The sequence below is a fragment of the Gilliamella sp. ESL0441 genome, assembly GCF_019469185.1.
In the GTDB taxonomy this organism is placed as follows: domain Bacteria; phylum Pseudomonadota; class Gammaproteobacteria; order Enterobacterales; family Orbaceae; genus Gilliamella.
On record NZ_CP048264.1, the window covers coordinates 1417026 to 1431894 of the forward strand.

General features: G+C 36.9%; 22 protein-coding genes. 16 read left to right on the forward strand and 6 right to left on the reverse strand.

Annotated elements, in window-relative coordinates; genetic code table 11:
* Positions 1-10 precede the first annotated feature (10 nt).
* From GYM75_RS06275 to GYM75_RS06300, 6 genes are read right to left on the reverse strand one after another with little or no spacing between them, the layout of a single operon-like run.
* Positions 11-283 carry a hypothetical protein gene (locus GYM75_RS06275; RefSeq protein WP_220215129.1) on the reverse strand — a complete coding sequence of 91 codons (273 nt, stop codon included), beginning with the start codon at positions 281-283 and terminating at the stop codon, positions 11-13.
* On the reverse strand, positions 283-1515 hold the full coding sequence (locus GYM75_RS06280) for an ExeA family protein (RefSeq protein WP_220215130.1): 1233 nt from the start codon (positions 1513-1515) through the stop codon (positions 283-285). Before GYM75_RS06280 ends, GYM75_RS06275 begins: the two co-directional genes overlap by 1 nt.
* Positions 1515-3293, reverse strand: coding sequence for a hypothetical protein (locus GYM75_RS06285; RefSeq protein ID WP_220215131.1), 1779 nt, complete (start codon positions 3291-3293; stop codon positions 1515-1517). The genes GYM75_RS06280 and GYM75_RS06285 overlap by 1 nt, the downstream gene beginning before the upstream one ends.
* Before the next feature lie 24 nt (positions 3294-3317).
* On the reverse strand, positions 3318-4322 hold the full coding sequence (locus tag GYM75_RS06290; RefSeq protein WP_220215132.1) for a hypothetical protein: 1005 nt from the start codon (positions 4320-4322) through the stop codon (positions 3318-3320).
* An 11-nt stretch (positions 4323-4333) separates the two neighbouring features.
* Entirely contained in the window at positions 4334-4639 is a 306-nt protein-coding gene (locus tag GYM75_RS06295; RefSeq protein WP_220215133.1) for a helix-turn-helix domain-containing protein, read from the reverse strand.
* Positions 4640-4691: 52 nt separating this feature from the next.
* A complete protein-coding gene (locus tag GYM75_RS06300; protein ID WP_220215134.1) occupies positions 4692-4883 on the reverse strand; it encodes a DNA-binding protein in 192 nt (63 codons plus the stop codon).
* A 93-nt stretch (positions 4884-4976) separates the two neighbouring features.
* Between GYM75_RS06300 and GYM75_RS06305 the strand changes: the two genes are divergently transcribed.
* The 16 genes from GYM75_RS06305 (at position 4977) to GYM75_RS06380 (ending at position 14841) form a co-directional block, all read left to right on the forward strand.
* Positions 4977-5384 (forward strand): helix-turn-helix domain-containing protein, encoded by a 408-nt coding sequence (locus GYM75_RS06305; protein ID WP_220215135.1) that lies wholly within the window; start codon positions 4977-4979, stop codon positions 5382-5384.
* Between the two features lie 3 nt (positions 5385-5387).
* Positions 5388-5843, forward strand: coding sequence for a hypothetical protein (locus tag GYM75_RS06310; RefSeq protein WP_220215136.1), 456 nt, complete (start codon positions 5388-5390; stop codon positions 5841-5843).
* 23 nt (positions 5844-5866) lie between these two features.
* Positions 5867-6181 carry a hypothetical protein gene (locus tag GYM75_RS06315; protein ID WP_220215137.1) on the forward strand — a complete coding sequence of 105 codons (315 nt, stop codon included), beginning with the start codon at positions 5867-5869 and terminating at the stop codon, positions 6179-6181.
* Positions 6182-6209: 28 nt separating this feature from the next.
* Positions 6210-7064 carry a hypothetical protein gene (locus GYM75_RS06320; protein ID WP_220215138.1) on the forward strand — a complete coding sequence of 285 codons (855 nt, stop codon included), beginning with the start codon at positions 6210-6212 and terminating at the stop codon, positions 7062-7064.
* 12 nt (positions 7065-7076) lie between these two features.
* On the forward strand, positions 7077-7322 hold the full coding sequence (locus tag GYM75_RS06325; protein ID WP_220215139.1) for a hypothetical protein: 246 nt from the start codon (positions 7077-7079) through the stop codon (positions 7320-7322).
* Positions 7312-7695 (forward strand): hypothetical protein, encoded by a 384-nt coding sequence (locus tag GYM75_RS06330; RefSeq protein ID WP_220215140.1) that lies wholly within the window; start codon positions 7312-7314, stop codon positions 7693-7695. Before GYM75_RS06325 ends, GYM75_RS06330 begins: the two co-directional genes overlap by 11 nt.
* A gap of 88 nt (positions 7696-7783) precedes the next feature.
* Complete coding sequence (locus GYM75_RS06335; protein ID WP_220215141.1) at positions 7784-8200, forward strand: putative holin; 417 nt, start codon at positions 7784-7786, stop codon at positions 8198-8200.
* 2 nt (positions 8201-8202) lie between these two features.
* Positions 8203-8826 carry a transglycosylase SLT domain-containing protein gene (locus GYM75_RS06340; protein ID WP_220215142.1) on the forward strand — a complete coding sequence of 208 codons (624 nt, stop codon included), beginning with the start codon at positions 8203-8205 and terminating at the stop codon, positions 8824-8826.
* The gene (locus GYM75_RS06345) at positions 8819-9286 is read left to right on the forward strand and encodes a hypothetical protein (protein ID WP_220215143.1); all 468 of its coding nucleotides are present in this window, start codon (positions 8819-8821) and stop codon (positions 9284-9286) included. The genes GYM75_RS06340 and GYM75_RS06345 overlap by 8 nt, the downstream gene beginning before the upstream one ends.
* Before the next feature lie 104 nt (positions 9287-9390).
* The gene (locus GYM75_RS06350) at positions 9391-9591 is read left to right on the forward strand and encodes a hypothetical protein (RefSeq protein ID WP_220215144.1); all 201 of its coding nucleotides are present in this window, start codon (positions 9391-9393) and stop codon (positions 9589-9591) included.
* Positions 9588-9890: a DUF2730 family protein gene (locus GYM75_RS06355; RefSeq protein ID WP_065564393.1), complete on the forward strand. Its 303-nt coding sequence runs from the start codon at positions 9588-9590 to the stop codon at positions 9888-9890. The genes GYM75_RS06350 and GYM75_RS06355 overlap by 4 nt, the downstream gene beginning before the upstream one ends.
* Positions 9891-9896: 6 nt before the next feature.
* Positions 9897-10193: an ArsR family transcriptional regulator gene (locus tag GYM75_RS06360; RefSeq protein WP_220215145.1), complete on the forward strand. Its 297-nt coding sequence runs from the start codon at positions 9897-9899 to the stop codon at positions 10191-10193.
* A 2-nt stretch (positions 10194-10195) separates the two neighbouring features.
* Entirely contained in the window at positions 10196-10741 is a 546-nt protein-coding gene (locus tag GYM75_RS06365) for a phage protein Gp27 family protein (RefSeq protein WP_220215146.1), read from the forward strand.
* Positions 10738-12129 (forward strand): terminase large subunit domain-containing protein, encoded by a 1392-nt coding sequence (locus tag GYM75_RS06370; RefSeq protein ID WP_220215147.1) that lies wholly within the window; start codon positions 10738-10740, stop codon positions 12127-12129. Before GYM75_RS06365 ends, GYM75_RS06370 begins: the two co-directional genes overlap by 4 nt.
* Complete coding sequence (locus GYM75_RS06375; RefSeq protein WP_220215148.1) at positions 12129-13622, forward strand: DUF935 domain-containing protein; 1494 nt, start codon at positions 12129-12131, stop codon at positions 13620-13622. The genes GYM75_RS06370 and GYM75_RS06375 overlap by 1 nt, the downstream gene beginning before the upstream one ends.
* Positions 13615-14841 carry a PBECR2 nuclease fold domain-containing protein gene (locus GYM75_RS06380; RefSeq protein WP_220215149.1) on the forward strand — a complete coding sequence of 409 codons (1227 nt, stop codon included), beginning with the start codon at positions 13615-13617 and terminating at the stop codon, positions 14839-14841. Before GYM75_RS06375 ends, GYM75_RS06380 begins: the two co-directional genes overlap by 8 nt.
* The last annotated feature ends 28 nt before the right edge of the window (positions 14842-14869 follow it).

Genomic DNA, 14869 nt, shown 5'->3' on the forward strand with positions numbered 1-14869 from the left:
TTAATAATCCTTAATGTAAACGACTAATATCGCGTTCTTTCCATACAATACGACAACCAGCTAATTCAAATTGACCAAACCGATAATAACCTTCATGTCGATAGTATGTCGCTTGCCCTGCGGCTATATATTTATTGCATTTTGGGTGGTGTTCAATTTCAACCGTCGGTCTTGAAAGTGAATCATGATAAAAACCAATAACTGTCAACTCTTCATTTGATAATGCATTGATTGCTTTATTAACAGCATTTATTCCATTATTGATTACGTGGTTATTTTTCATTACATATCTCCCCGATCTTTGATACATTCAACAATCACTTCACCTGTAACTCTCGGGGCACCTATACGTGCTGCTAGATTTAATGCGTTTGATAACAAATTGTTAACAGCTAGTGGATAACATAATGAACGCACTTGCTTTTCACCACGTCGAGTTGATGCAACTCTTAATCGGTTAATGATTTCGTTAAATGCAGACGAATCAAATAACGTTGTATAGTCCATATCAACACGTGAAAATTTATGCTTGATATATTCTTCAACTTTAAAATCAAGTGGTTTTAAGTTCACAACTTCACAACGCTGAACCACTTCACGAACTTCAGGGTTGTATTCTGATAGTTTTGTTTGTAATTCTGTTTGGCCAATTAAAATAATTGATAGCAGTTTTTTAAAGCCTTCTTGTAGCTCATAAAAGCGTTTTAAATGCTTAAGCGTATGAATTGATAAACCATGCGCTTCTTCAATAATCATTAAATGTTTACGACCTGATAATGCGCTATTTTTAAGTAAAGTATGCATTTGCCTTGCTCGTGCTTCAGCACTGCGTTTTGGTTTTGCTTGTGGATCAATTGCATTGATGATTGCACCACTAATATCCATACTTTTTAACGATTTGCCTTTAACCTCGTTATCTTCTAAACCGAGTACATAGGGTTCTATAACGGTAATAGGTTCATGATTAATGTTGATCCAATCAATTAAATCATGGCGCAATGTTGATTTACCACTTCCTGATTCGCCAATTACCGCTAGCATTCCGCCATGCTTTGCCGTTTGACGCATTGCTGCACGTACATAACGAATATCATCAGAAAGATAAACATCAGCATCCTGTGTCATTTCATCCGTAAATGGATCCCTAGGAATGCGGAAATGTGCCCGTGCATCTCGATTTATAGTTTGCTTTCGTAGTAACATATAGGCTGACTCCTTTGTTGAATGTTTTTCATTTGAGTCAACTGGCACAGCGTCGTCCGCCAAGATTTCGGCTGTGTCAGTTTCTTCTTCAAAAATATTTAGTAAATAATCATTGCTTAAACCTAATTTTATTAATGCTTTTTCAATTTTCTGCTCTAGTTCTTCACGTTTAATAGAGCGTGGCCAAATATTGTGATTAACGAGCTGGCTAATTACTGCTTGGCTGATTGAATTGCCTTTATAATCAATATGCTTAGCGAGTTGTGCTTGTTTGATATTGAATTGCGTCATTACGCTTTTTAATTTCAGCATTATTTAACACTCCTAAACCCTGTCGTACCGTCACCGACTGCAACAGGTGTTGTAAATGTACGAATTAGTGAATCTAACGAATCTTCGGGAACACCATCTTGATAACGAGCGGATAGCCACTTATTTTCATCAGTTGTTAATCTGCGACCGATTGAACGAGTAATACGCATTAAAGCTGCGGTTAGCGTTAATGTTGTGGTAGCAGGCTTTAAATGTTCCGGTGTTTCAATTTCATTGCCTTTTTGTTCAAAGTAAGCAGGATGATTAATATCATCTAGATAACTGAGTGTATTGAGCTGACCGCCGAACGGCGCAACTTGTTTTTGCTTCGCTTTTTTGATTTCATCCTCTGTCATGTTTGGGTATGCCACTTGATCCATCGCTTTCGCTGCTTGTTCAATTTCTGTATCACCTTTAGATTTATATTCCTCACCAATCACAGGTGCATCTAAACGTTGTCCAAACTTATCAAAATTGCGGTCTGGCTCAACACGATAAATCAGTGCTTCACCGTCATAACGGGGGACTTCAATTTGAATAGCACAATCACCGTAAACTAATGAACGCACACTGACTTTATCTTTAACAGCAATACCATCTAAACCTTTTAAACTATAAATAAGCGAACTATCAGCTTGCGGATGTTTGAAACTAATGGTTAAATCAGCTTTCACTTGTCGCTCTTGCTCACGACTTGCCATTAATGCCTGACAAACTTCTATTGATGGCAATGTGCGTAATTGCTCTGCCGTAATATGTTGCCAAAGTGATTGACGTGATACGGGTTCTGATAATCCAATACGACGCAAACGTGTATCTTGTCCTGGCAGTCTGTTGGCATTATAGGCTTCAGCCCAATTCATTGCTGCATGATTTAATTCATCAATACTGCTAACTGGTTGAAACTTCAAACGACTTTCAAATTGTGTTTCGATAATATTATTGGCGTTTTCAACGCCACCTTTAGCCCTTGCATTACCTGCTTCGTGTTCTAGATATTTAACTTCTAAATGGTCTAGCAAGTTCTTGATTGCTGATGATGTATTAGCCGAACCTTTATCCCAATAAAGCAGTTGTGGTACACCATGAAATAAACGCCCATCTTGCTTACCCCAAGCAAACATTAAAAATTGGAATAATGAGTGTTGGTTTTCGCCTGCAGCTTCAACGTACCAAGGTATAATCATGCCTGATGCACGGTCATACAAAGTATAACGCCAGACTTTGTATTTAACTTTTGCGTAGTTTCCTAACTTATTTTTATAAAAATCACGGTCGCGCATAATATGCTGTTTATCTTTCATGTAATAAATTAAGCATAGAGAGGGATCTACTTCGTGGACATGATTAGGATGCAATGCACGTAATGACTGAACAGGATTTGCCACTTGTTGTGCTTTTACATTCATTTTGCGGTTTCGTAATAACCTAGTAAAATGATTAGTACTTACACCAATTTCATAACCATTTTGTTTTGCAATACTTGTTGCTGTTGTTGTAAACATAGTTTGTTTACCATTATCACGCACTGACTCTTTACATATTGCTCCGACCACATTTAAAGCAATATCAGAAACACTTGTATCACCTTTATCAGCTCTGCATTTCCGATCACTTGACCAACCACAAAACTCTTTTAATTGTCGGTAAATAGTTTGTTTAGAAATACCTAAAAAGGCTTGAGCTTCACTCATAATAGCGCTTCTTGAACCAAAATCTGTGTTATCTAGCTTAATTGCTAATTCATTTAAATAGTTGCGAATATTAGGTGATACCATTTTTTATTCCCTTGATATGAAATATCATTTATATAAATCTTGGATATTCTCATTTACTAAAGATTCTTGTCGCTGTTGAGCTTCCATAATATCGCTATCAAATTTGCTCCAAAGTTCACGATGCACATAACGAGCTTGATCTAAAGTTAATACGGCCGAACCATTCAATGTTAATAATGCAATTTGCATTGATTCAGGCAATGAATATGGTTTTTCGGGATCGTAATCAGGGTCATTCTCCAGTATTTCGAGCATCAATTTATACATAATGTCTACATACTGCCTTTGTTCTTCAAATAGCTTATCCATGCGTGATTGTGTTTCTGCTATCTGTTTTTTAAACGGCTCTAAACGCTCATCTAGTGGTACGGTTTTCATTTCAAATTGTGCTAGTTTTATTGCTAATTCTTCCTTTTCTTTCGCTACATCAGCATTACGTTTGCTCAGGGCTTTATAATCAGCTTGCAAATTACTGTTTTCTTTTTTTAGCTGCTCTTTTTCTTTATTATTTTTAGCGATAAACTCTTCTGCTAATTCAACTAATGATTCTTTGTCACCCGATTTTGCCACTTCAATTAATGCTGTTTTTTGGTCTTCCGGTAGTTTGCGGTATTGACGTAATTCACGGTAACCGATGCCCATTTTGGACATTGATTCAAGAGCTTCTTCACCAAATGATTTTAGATTTGCTAAATCTTGATTAGCTTTTTCATCAGAAACTCCTAATAATGAACAAAATTCTTCCCAAGTTCCTTTTAACTCCAAACCGTTTGGAGTTTTCTTGCCTGCTAAATTACGATAAAGCTTGTTTTCTTTAACAAAATTTAATTTAGAAGCCCAAACGGTTTGGGAAAATTTTCCAAAAGCATCTGCCATTTGGGCTTGCCCTAAAAGCTGATTAACTAGATCGCGCTCTTCATTATATTCACTTTGAATCGTAGTCATGGTATTCATTACATCATTAATTCCTTGCTCATCAATTGCAGGTACTTCAATTTCTTCTTTTGCTTTGTTTGCTTGTCTTGCCATTGCTATATTCCTTATCTGGTTCCAGCTGTAATTCTCTGATTAATTTCTGTTATTTTGTCTTGCATTTTCGTGATGTGAATTGCATGGGCTTGGGCTATTTGTAACATTTGCACACTGTGAGCAAATAAACCATTATCAAGTTTGATAACCAAACCTTCCTCTATTAATGTTTGTAATGATCTGGTTACATTAACTGGCGATTCATTGATCATTTTTGCAATGTCACCATTTGATAATCCAGTCAATGTATAACCTTTCAACGCTTTTAATACTTTCAAGGTACGTGTGCCCGATGTTGAAATTTGTGATCTGATCATGTTTTTTATCCTTTTTTGTTTTTCTATATATGAAAAACTGTTACAATTAAAACTAATAAGCCTGTTTTAATCTAAGTTTTACGGCTATATCATGCGTTTTACCGCGATGAGCACGGCTTAAACCGTTTAAAACATTGTAAACAACCACTGGATGGTAACCATTTTCAATTGCCCAAGATTTGATTGTTTTACCTTCTTGTTGAAACTGTTGTTTAACTTGTTGTGGAGTGAGAACTTTAGACATTTTTATCTCCTGTGTTATACATTATTAATAATTTATTTATAATTTATAGGATAAATTATGGTATAAATATTTATACCTGTCAATATAAAAAGTATGCAAAAAGATATCGGATTAAGACTTAAAGAAGAACGTGAGCGCATGGGCCTTAGCCAAGTTGCTATGGGTGAAATTGCCAATGTAAAAAAATTAACTCAGCTTAATTATGAAAAAGGCGAGAGATTTCCTGATGCTTTATATTTATCTACACTAGCCAATTTTGGGTTAGATGTTCAGTATGTTATAACAGGAATTAGATCTGCCCAGAACTTATCTGTTGATGAACAAGATTTGATAAATAAATTTAGATCTGCTTCATTAGCAATTAAAGCCGCTGTGATTGGAGCATTGACGGCGGGAACTGCACAACAAAGCGGAACAAAGCAAGTATTTAATAGTAAAGTTTCAGGACAAGTCTCTGCTGAAAATATTTATAACTTTATAGGAGAAAAAATAAGGAAATAAAATATGGAGCAGAATTTTTATGGGCAGGTGGATCAGGTTGCTGCTAACAATATTTACAATATCTATATTAAAATAAAGGGCAATGACCTGAATCTAAGTAATTTAACGTCGCAAGACTTGTTTGATGTAGTTTATTATGTTAGAGCAGAAAATAGAGAAATAATCAGACGAAAATATCTGAATATCCCAACTGCTTCAATTCTATTAATTACTTTGTTTTTATTATTTATTATTCTATTAAATGTAAATGCCATTTTAAAACATGGTATATTAAGTGCCACCTTCTCAAATAATATTTTATATGTAATAGCCACCATTTGTCTTTTTTTATTCCCAATCTTATTCGTATTACTATACTCACGTACAAAATATTTAAATCCAATATTAGTAGAAAATAATAAAATAATTTATGAATTGGAATTAGAAATTCAGAGACGAGAGTTACGCGGCCAAAATTAATATTATTAAGGATCAGAAATAAAATGAAAAAATTAAGTTTATTGTTGTGTATGTTGTGTTTATCGGGGTGTGCCACTAAAAATTATGGCCGACAAGGTGAGTTAACACAATACGAGAAAAATACCATGACATGCCGTGAAATAGCACTAGAAAAAGCAAAAGTTCAAGGATTTAAAGAGCATGTTGAAAAAGAAAGTGAATTTGATGGACGTTCCGTTTTATCTTTTTTAGGTGATTTTGGGGTTGGTAATGTTATTGAAAAAAGCTCAGCTTTAAAGAGTGCAAATAGGCGGTTAGAGCAATTAAAAGAAGTTGAAGAGAAGAATTGTAGCGAATAAAAAATATTTTTATGTAAGGAATTAAATAATGACAAATCAAACAGAATTTTCAATTGTTTATGGTGGTGACGCATACTCGGATAATCAAATTGATGCCAGAACTCTCGGTAATACACTTACATCCCTCGTCAATTTATTAGAACATTCTAATGATATATTGAATGAAAAAAAACAAATCGCAGAAATTTCTGTAAAAGCTCATAAAGAAGGTTCTTTTGAAATTCTTTTAGAAGCAACGGGCTTGTCTATCAATACACTAAAAGCATTAGGTATCGTGGTTAGTGCATCTACAACAGTATGGACTGTACTTGAAGCATTGAAAGGGAAAATGATAGCTCATGCTGAATTTGATAAACAATCAGGGAATACTAAGCTTTTTGTCGAAAATGATGTTGTAGAATGTCCTGAAGATGTAGCAAAGCTGATAACAGATCATATTGTTAGAAAAGAGATTGATCAATTAGTTTATCAGCCATTAATGCAAGAAAATAGAGAGGCTACTTTCAAGATCAATAGTGGTTCCTCTAATATTTTGGAAATTAATCAGCAGAAAGCTATAAGTTATAAAAAAACATTACCAATTATGAAAGTGGAAGATGTTGATGATGAAGAGGTAAATATATATTTTTCGAAAGTTAATTTTTATTCTAAAAATGGATGGAGTATTATTTTACCTGATAACAAACAAGTATCGGCTTTAATGAATGATGAATCTTTTGTTGAATTAATAAACAAAAATGAGGCTAGTTTTTCAAAAGATGATTTATTTGTAGTAATATTAAGAACCAAAACAACAAAAGAAAATAATGTTGTTACCAAAGTAAGCTACTCTATACAACGAGTTCTTCGACATAGGGCAGCCAAAGAGAGAAAAATACTCTAGGTCAATTGAATTATGACTTTTATTAATATTTTAGTTTGTTTATTTATCGCTATTATTTTAAGCCTTGTTATACGGGGTGTTATTCTATATGTATGGTCTTTTTTTAGACCATTAAATTATATTGCGGTGACAGTAATAGATGAAAATGGTAATAGACAAAGAAAAAAAGTTTACATTAAAGATAAAGAATTACTTGAACGGATGCTTATCATAAGAAAAAGACAAAAATTAACACAAGGGAATAACCGTGTTAAATAAAAAAATATATCTGGCAATCCAAGCTTTTTTCGTATCAATAATCACTCCATTTTTAAATATATTATGTTCGTTGCATAAATGGATTGAGGAATATAAGGTAATTTTTCCGGCAATTTCTGTGTTTATTTCATACTATGTTGCAGTTTTTATTTGCCGTTTTATTACTTTGAAAAGCTTAGAAGAAGTTCGAGTTGAACGAGCACAAAAATTGATGCTTAAAGAAATCAAAAAACAATTGAAGATGGATATTTCCGAATCAAGAAAGCAAGAGTTGATTTCATTCAGAGATGAAATATTAACTGAACGGATTAATATGCAAAAAATGTTTTTGGAAGCTTGCAAAGAAGACTTTAAAAAAAGCTTAGACGAGTAAAATTAATCTGCCCCCGTTCAAATTACATTTCAAGTAAGTAAGATCATAATAACCTCATACATTAATTTAATTAATTATGAGGTTTTTTATGGCTCACCCTATCAAAAAATTATCCCAAATTCGTTTGCTTAAATGGTATTTAGTCGCCATTACTTTATTTGCAATTATTACGTTAATTTCACCCCAACAGTTGCCAGTTGTTGCTTATAAGTTGGCTTTGGTCTTGCTTTCTGCTGTGATTGGTTACCACCTAGATCGCGCTCTATTCCCTTATGCATCTCCAGGAGGTTATTTATATAACGATTGGAAAAAGTTCGGTCCTGATTTTTATACCCAGCAATATATTGAATCTCAAGTAAACAATGAACAACCCAATGCGATAGATTCAAAAATGTGTGCAGAATACCCTGTTCTTGATGAGTATCGAAATCTGTTTGCGGTTGTTCTGATTCGTCGGGCGTTGATTGTTTCCGCTGTGATTCTTGGCATAACACTTGGATTATAGCCATGCGTTATTTAACTTTAATCGTTGTGTTTATGCTGTTTAGTTGTCATTTAGCACCTGCTATAGCAGTTGTACCAAATGATGCTAAGCAACATCAACGGGAACTAACACGTAATGCACGTGCAATCTTTGGTCTTGATGCGCCAATTGCGTTGTTTGCTGCTCAAATTCATCAGGAATCTCGATGGAAAGTAAACGCAAAATCGCGAGTAGGTGCTCAAGGTTTGGCTCAGTTTATGCCAACTACAGCTGATTGGATTGCAGGGGCTTATCCTAAATCATTGGGTAGTAATGAACCATACAACCCATCTTGGGCATTACGTGCCTTAGTTCAATATGATTATTGGTTATATCAGCGTATTAATGCAACGGCGAGTGAATGTGATAGATGGGGATTTACTTTGTCTGCCTATAACGGCGGGCTGGGCTGGGTTAATCGTGACCGTCAACGAGCAAAACGAGAATACCAAGATGCTACGCACTATTGGGGGGTTGTTGAAAATATTAATGGTGGACGTAAAAGCATTAATTTTAAAGAAAACCGTGATTATCCAATTCGGATCATCTATCGTTGGCAGCCTGTTTATATTGATGGTGGTTGGGGTTTAGGAGTTTGTGATGATTAAAAATATATACAAATTAATCAAAAGCTTTTTTGTGAGCAATAAAAGTTATTTTTTGTTGGGAATAATTTTGAGTGTAGGTTTTGGTTCACTTTACCAATTAGGTGTCAGTCATGGCAAATCAATAGCTAAACAAGAATATATTGCTTTAGAAGCAAAACAAGCAATGAATACTTTAAGCCAATTTATTGAGAGCACAAAGCAACTAACTAAAACCGCTAATGATGCAAGTTATTTATTGTCACAGCAGATAGCAGAAAGGAAATTATATGATGAACAATCAACTCAAGCATTACAGGATGCACTTAATAAAACAGCTAATGATCGCAGTCATTGCGTGTTTGATGATAGTGTCTTGCAGTTCATCGACTCAGCCCGTGCAAATGCCGTTCAAGCAACAACCCATGGTTTTACCAGCACAACTGACGGTACCATGCGAATTACCGGTAAAACGACGAAATAATACGGCGGATGGTTTAGCTGAAGCCTTAAAACAGCTTTATGACCAATATGGGCAGTGCTCAGGTCGATTTATTGAACTAATAAAATATATCAACGAGGCAAACAATGGATAACGCTGATTTAGCATCAACTGTTGAAATGGAAGCACGAGAACGGATACTGGCGAAACATCAAGAAAAAATTGGAGTATCAAGCCTGTATTGTCGAATCTGTGAAGATCCTATAACTGAAGAACGTCGAAAGCTAATTGTTACTGATTTATGTATTGAATGTGCAGCAATGGAAGAAAAAAGGAATAGACGATGAATTTTAACGAACTTACCTTTAACTGGCAGTTTCTGCAATGGGTTGTAATGGCTGTTGTTGGCGTTTATTCCTGGTTAATTGGTCGTCAATCAGCTAGCCAAAAAGAGCTACTAGACTTACGTATTCGAGTAACACAAGTTGAAGAGACGGTTAAGTCATTACCAACTCAGCATCAGGTAACCAAATTGATTGAAAAACTAAGTAGCAATGAAGCTACTTTAAATCAGTTATCTGATCGGCTTTCAGGATTATCTCGTCAATTAGATAACATTAACCAATTTTTATTAAAGAACAAGTGAGGGACTATGAGTTACGCCGAATTTTTAAAAGAAGATCAAAGATTGGTCATTTTGCGTATCTTGTATGAAATGCCAAGTTATAGTAGTAACTCCAGTATTATTTATAGCGCATTAGATCACTATGGTCACGCTATTAGTCGTGATCAGGTTAAAACTCATATGAGTTGGTTAGCACAGCAAGATTTAATAAAAACAGAAACTATTGGGAACGTCATTGTTGGACGTTTAACAGATTTTGGTGCTGATGTGGCAATAGGTAAAGTGGTTGTTCCTGGTGTGAAACGTCCTTGCGCGGGTGCGTAATTATGGGACGAAAATCAACTATACACAAACTAGAACCTGAAGTTCGTAGTTATATTGAAAAATTACTACGTGCAGATCAGCTTACTCTAGATGAAATGATTGCAGAACTGCAACAAAAATTCCCCTGCGAGGAAACACCAAGCCGTTCTAGTCTTCACCGCTATCAAAAAGGTTTTAATGAAATGACCAACAACTTACGTGAAATTGAAACGGCATCACGTATTTTGGTTGATGAGCTTGGTGATAGAGTTGATGATAAATCTGGTGCTTTGCTTGCGCAAGCCGTCACGACATTAGCAACTCGTGCAGCATTTAAAGCGCATGAATCAGAAGATATCACTATCAAGGAAATTAGTTTTTTAGCGAAAGCCGCTAAAGAAGCCATGCAAGCAAGGCAGCTTAGTTTTAAAGAGCGCCAAGAAATTGAAAAAGCGGCACGTGACAAGTTATTGCGTGAGCAAAAAGAAAAATTGGACGAACTGGGTAAAACGGGCGAAGTACCAACTGAAATGTTAGCGAAAGTAATCAAAGCGGCGTATGACTTATGACAAAAAATACTGAACCAGCTCTTAAATTATATGATTACCAAAAACAGTGGGTAAACGACACTAGCCGTTTTGCTATTGCTATGTTCTCACGTCAATGCGGTAAAACATTTACCAGTACGTTGCAAATCGTACTCGATTGTTTACGTGCTGAAGCGCAGGGTAAACGTGCTCGCTGGGTTATTTTGTCACGCGGTGAACGCCAAGCCCGTGAAGCCATGAACGAAGGCATAAAAGTCCATTTAAGAGCCATGTCAGCAGGTTTTAAAGAGCTTGATTATGATTGGGACGCTAACGTTCGGGCGCTTGAAGTCGAATTACCCGGTGGTAGCAAAATTACCGCGTTACCTGCTAATCCAGATACGGCGCGTGGCTTTAGTGCCAACGTTCTGCTTGATGAGTTTGCCTTTCACCAAGATAGCCGAGCTATTTGGAAGGCACTGTTTCCTGTTATTTCGAAACCCGGATTAAAGCTGCGTGTCATTAGTACGCCTAATGGCAAAGGCAATAAGTTCTATGAACTTATGACAGGCAAAGATGATGGCTGGTCACGCCATATAGCAGATATTTATCAATGCGTTAATGATGGGTTACCTCGAAATATTGAGGAATTGCGCAAAGGTGCCGGTGATGATGATTTATGGGCGCAAGAATTTGAACTTAAATGGTTGGATGAAGCCAGTAGCTGGCTTGATTTTGATTTAATCACGAGCGTTGAAGACGAAAAAGCAGGCATACCAGAGCACTACACTGGCAACCCGTGTTTTGTTGGCGTGGATATTGCTGCCCGTAATGACCTGTTTGTGATCTGGGTGATTGAACAAGTTGGCGATGTTTTTTGGACGCGTGAGATTATTGAACGTAAGCGTATCTCGTTTGCCGAACAAGATCACTTACTTGATGATGTTTTTCGTCGTTACCGAATCATTAGAGGTTGCATGGATCAAACTGGCATGGGCGAAAAGCCGGTTGAAGATGCCAAGCGTCGTTATGGTGAAATGGTGATTGAAGGTGTTCTCTTTACTGCCCCTAATAAACTCACCCTTGCAACGCAAGGTAAACAAGCATTTCAAGATAGAAAAATTCGCATTCCTGCTGGTAATAATGCCCTACGAGCTGATCTGCATAAACTTAAAAAAGTGACGGGGTCAACGGGGCAACCTCGTTTTGTCGCTGACTCTGACAGTAATGGTCATGCCGATAGAACATGGGCGGGCTTCTTAGCATTAAATGCAGCAAGTCAAGGTGTGTACGAAATTGAATATCAATCACTTGGCGCACGTGATTCTTACCGTTCACTCAATGAGTATTCTGGTAGCACTGAACTTGAAACAACAGACTCAGGCTTTGGCACGGTGCGTGGCGGTAACGACTTCGGAGGATTTATTTAATGTTGAACTGGTTTAAAGGTAAAAAGCCAAGCGTTGAAACTGGCCGTGAAGTAGCCGGTACTGGTGAAAATAATGATATTACTAAATTGTATGTAGGAGCACTAGCTCAACCTGACGATAGTGTTCTTCGCAATCGTGGTGGCGGGCGTTTAGATATTTACAAAGAAGTTTTAAATGATGATGAAGTTATATCTGCATTTGGTCAACGCCAAGGCGCTGTAATATCAAAAGAATGGAAAGTTGAGCCAGGAGGCGATAAACCAATTGATACCGAAGCTGCTGAAGCTATGAGTGAGTTACTAAAATCGGTGGGATTTGACCGAGTGACTAAGTTAATGCACTACGGTGTTTTTTATGGATATGCTGTTGCGGAGTTAATTTATGGTATCAAAGATAATATGTATTGGATCGACGATATTAAAGTTCGCGATCGTCGCAGGTTCCGTTTTACTCCAACAGGTGAACTACGTTTATTAACTCCATCCAATATGCACGAAGGTGTTGCATGCGAATCTCCTTATTTTTGGCATTATGCAACTGGTGCTGATCATGATGATGAACCGTATGGACTTGGACTTGCTCACTGGCTTTACTGGCCAAGCTTTTTTAAACGCAATGATATTAAGTTCTGGCTTATATTTCTTGAAAAGTTTGGTATGCCAACTGCGGTAGGTAAATATGGAACAGGCGCAACAACCGAACAAAAACGGGATTTACTGTCACTCACACGTGCAATTCAGACCGATTCAGGCATCATCATGCCAGAAGGCATGACGTTGGAATTAATGCAAATCGCTAGGTCTGGAGCTGGCGATTATAAGGCATTCTATGATTCAATGAACGAAGCTATTCGGCGTGTAACAGTCGGTCAAATCACTTCTTCAGGCGGTGCATCTAGTTCAATCGGTGGGGACGAATCATTGCAAGCGGCTGTGTTGACGTCAATTGCTAAATCAGATTCAGATGTGATGTGTGAAAGTTGGAATCGTGGCCCAGGCACATGGTTTACGCAGATGAATTTTCCGGGCGCTGCTGTTCCTCAAGTTTCACGTGTTTTTGAGGAGCCAGCAGATTTAAAATCAATGTCAGAGCGTGACAAAAATATAATTGATTCGACAGGATATCGCCCAACATTAGCTCATATACAGGATACATATGGCGGTGAATGGGAAGAAAAACCACAACCAGCATCGCCGATTGATGTGCAATCTTTAAAAAATGTTGATTTTGCTGAACAGCAACAACAAAACTTTGCGCCAGTACTTCAGTCACAACGATTAAATACTGAGATGCAATCCATCACCGACCAATGGATTAATCAAATTAAAGAACTAGTTGATAATGTTCAATCATTAGAAGAATTACGTGATAAGTTATTTGAGCTAATTCCCGATATGCAATTAGATGAATATGCCGCAGTCATGGCTCAAGCATTAACAGCAGCTAATTTAGCTGGCCGTACAGAACTACTTGAGGATAGCAAAAATGGCTAATGTGGCATATGGCTCGTTGCCATTTAAAGAACAAATTGAATTCTTCAGGCGTAAAGCAAATGTGCCCACAAACGGTTACGCTGATATCTACAACAGTGAGCATGATTATGCTTTTGTTGTTGCGGGTGCTAATCGTAATGCATTACTAAATGATTTTCGTGCAGCTATTGATAAAGCAATTAGCCAAGGTACTACACTGGATGAGTTCCGTAAAGACTTTGCTGAGATAGTAGAACGTCATGGTTGGAGTTATAACGGCGGTTTTAACTGGCGTACTCGTATCATCTATGAAACAAATTTAAATTCATCTTATCAAGCTGGACGCTACCAGCAATTACGTGATGCTAAGTTTCCATACATGGAATATTTGCATAGTGATTATGTTGAACACCCTAGAGAACTTCATCAAAGTTGGGATCATCTAGTATTAGATTTTAATGATCCTTGGTGGAATACTCACTTTCCACCCAATGGCTATGGTTGTCAATGTCGTGTTCGTGGGCGAACTAAAGGTGATTTAAAAAGAATGGGAAAACACCAACCTGACAAAGCACCAACAATAAATTGGGTTGATAGAGTGATTGGTGAAAATAGCGGTAATCCTAGAATAGTTCGAGTACCTGAAGGAATTGACCCTAGTTTTGAACATATTCCCGGGCAATCAAGACTTGATAATTTTGTACCAAATCCATTAGATACAAACCCAACTTTAAAACGAGGTTTACCATCAAACAAAGCAACTGATGAATGGCCAGCTATCCGTGAAGTAAGCAAAAATAGACTGTTAGAAAAGGGCTTAACTGAAGAAGATTATGCCAATATTTTCTTAAATGAATTTGGCGCAACGTTAACTAAGCCAGCTATTTTTAAAGATGTAGCCGGTGATGCATTAGTAATCGGTAAACAGCTTTTCACTGTTAGCAAAACTGGTGAATTGAAAGTTACAAAACGTGGTCGTGAGCAATTTTTATTATTACTGGCGGATTCGTTAAAACTGCCTGATGAAATTTGGACAAGAATGGAATACTTTGATCATCTACAAAAATCGGTAGTTCGTCGGCGTTATATCTCGCGTTTTATGATTGATGGTGAAGTTAAGCCCATGCTTGCGGTATTTGAAGTGGGTGATGATGGTTGGCTCGGTGTGACGACATTTGCGCCTGATAACCCCGACTATCTAGAGCAACTGAGGGTTGGTGTTCGAGTGTTTAAACGATAAACCTCAATCACTGCCATAATTGAGGTGC